We start from the raw sequence: 1,422 nt of genomic DNA, 5'->3' as shown, positions 1-1,422 counted from the left end.
ACACAGTGGACGCGAGCAACTGAGGACAAGCCCTCGGCCTATTAGTACCAGTCAGCTCCAACCGTTACCGGTCTTCCACACCTGGCCTATCAACCCAGTCGTCTACTGGGAGCCTTACCCCATCAAGTGGGTGGGAGTCCTCATCTCGAAGCAGGCTTCCCGCTTAGATGCTTTCAGCGGTTATCCCTCCCGAACGTAGCCAACCAGCCATGCCCTTGGCAGGACAACTGGCACACCAGAGGTTCGTCCGTCCCGGTCCTCTCGTACTAGGGACAGCCCTTCTCAAGACTCCTGCGCGCGCAGCGGATAGGGACCGAACTGTCTCACGACGTTCTAAACCCAGCTCGCGTACCGCTTTAATGGGCGAACAGCCCAACCCTTGGGACCGACTCCAGCCCCAGGATGCGACGAGCCGACATCGAGGTGCCAAACCATCCCGTCGATATGGACTCTTGGGGAAGATCAGCCTGTTATCCCCGGGGTACCTTTTATCCGTTGAGCGACGGCGCTTCCACAAGCCACCGCCGGATCACTAGTCCCGACTTTCGTCCCTGCTCGACCCGTCGGTCTCACAGTCAAGCTCCCTTGTGCACTTACACTCAACACCTGATTGCCAACCAGGCTGAGGGAACCTTTGGGCGCCTCCGTTACTCTTTAGGAGGCAACCGCCCCAGTTAAACTACCCACCAGACACTGTCCCTGATCCGGATCACGGACCCAGGTTAGACATCCAGCACGACCAGAGTGGTATTTCAACGACGACTCCACCATGGCTGGCGCCATAGCTTCACAGTCTCCCACCTATCCTACACAAGCCGAACCGAACACCAATATCAAGCTATAGTAAAGGTCCCGGGGTCTTTCCGTCCTGCTGCGCGAAACGAGCATCTTTACTCGTAGTGCAATTTCACCGGGCCTATGGTTGAGACAGTCGAGAAGTCGTTACGCCATTCGTGCAGGTCGGAACTTACCCGACAAGGAATTTCGCTACCTTAGGATGGTTATAGTTACCACCGCCGTTTACTGGCGCTTAAGTTCTCAGCTTCGCCATCCCGAAGAATGACTAACCGGTCCCCTTAACGTTCCAGCACCGGGCAGGCGTCAGTCCGTATACATCGCCTTACGGCTTCGCACGGACCTGTGTTTTTAGTAAACAGTCGCTTCTCGCTGGTCTCTGCGGCCACACCCAGCTCACGGAGTAAATCCGATCACCGGACATGGCCCCCCTTCTCCCGAAGTTACGGGGGCATTTTGCCGAGTTCCTTAACCATAGTTCACCCGAACGCCTCGGTATTCTCTACCTGACCACCTGAGTCGGTTTAGGGTACGGGCCGCCATGAAACTCGCTAGAGGCTTTTCTCGACAGCATAGGATCATCCACTTCACCACAATCGGCTCGGCATCAGGTCTCAGCCTTAACGT

General features: G+C 56.3%; 1 rRNA gene (cut by a window edge). It reads right to left on the bottom strand.

The annotated features are described in order from the left end of the window. Nucleotides 1-21: 21 nt before the first annotated feature. Nucleotides 22-1,422: ribosomal RNA gene (locus ABZ951_RS33510) — 23S ribosomal RNA — on the bottom strand; it runs 1,371 nt beyond the window's last position.

Origin of the sequence: Streptomyces sp. NPDC046215, from assembly GCF_040646215.1 — a bacterium.
In the GTDB taxonomy this organism is placed as follows: Bacteria; Actinomycetota; Actinomycetes; order Streptomycetales; family Streptomycetaceae; genus Streptomyces; species Streptomyces stramineus.
The sequence above is the reverse complement of the archived record's forward strand: the minus strand, read 5'-3'. Positions and strand labels throughout refer to the sequence as shown.